A 677-nucleotide genomic window follows, 5' to 3' on the forward strand; every position below is an offset into this window, starting at 1 on the left:
CCTGCTGCAGCGCCTCGTCGGTGAACAGCCAGCCGGAGACCTCCAGCTGCCCGAGTTTGTCGGCGGCGCGGCGGCGCAGCAGCGTCGTCTCGACCAGCACCGGCGCCCGGTCGCCGAACCGGGCGCGCACGGCGGCGATGTCCGCGACCCGCGTCACGTCGGTCAGCTCGAATTCGGCGACGGCGTCCAGCGCCGCGGTACCCGGTTCCGAGCGTAGGTAGCTGACGTCGTCGGTGCTGATTCTGATTGCCCGACTCCTCCTCACGCCGCTACGCGGCCCGCATCATCGCCGGGCGGAGCCCACTCAGGAGGGTTTGACCCCGGTCACCATCACGTTGTAGAACCAGCCCTTCGGCACCACGTGCCGCCACACGTTGGCGTCCACCCAGCTCAGCGTCTTCCAGCCGTTGAAGGCGAATTTCGCCCAGCCCCAGCCGAGCCGCCCCGGCGGTACCGCGCACTCGAACGTGCGAAGCGGCCAGCCGAGCATCGCGGCGGTGAACTCGACGGTGGCGGTCCGGACGTCGACGGCGCCGGCGCCCTTTGCCATCCGCTCCAGGTCTCCCGGCGCGAACGTGTGCAGGTCGACGAGGGCCTCCAGCGCCGCCGCGCCGCCGACAAACTCGGGCAGCTGGAGGTCTCCGGCTGGCTGTTCACCGACGAGTCGACGCTGCTTG

2 pseudogenes are annotated in these 677 nt (G+C 70.9%); both read right to left on the reverse strand.

From position 1 onward, the window contains the following. Positions 1-265: pseudogene (locus tag A5706_RS27860) on the reverse strand (class I SAM-dependent methyltransferase); the annotation flags it as partial. 39 nt (positions 266-304) lie between these two features. Next, a pseudogene (locus A5706_RS27865) lies at positions 305-677 on the reverse strand (hypothetical protein); the annotation flags it as partial.

The sequence above is a fragment of the Mycobacterium sp. E796 genome, assembly GCF_001672815.1.
Classification (GTDB): domain Bacteria; phylum Actinomycetota; class Actinomycetes; order Mycobacteriales; family Mycobacteriaceae; genus Mycobacterium.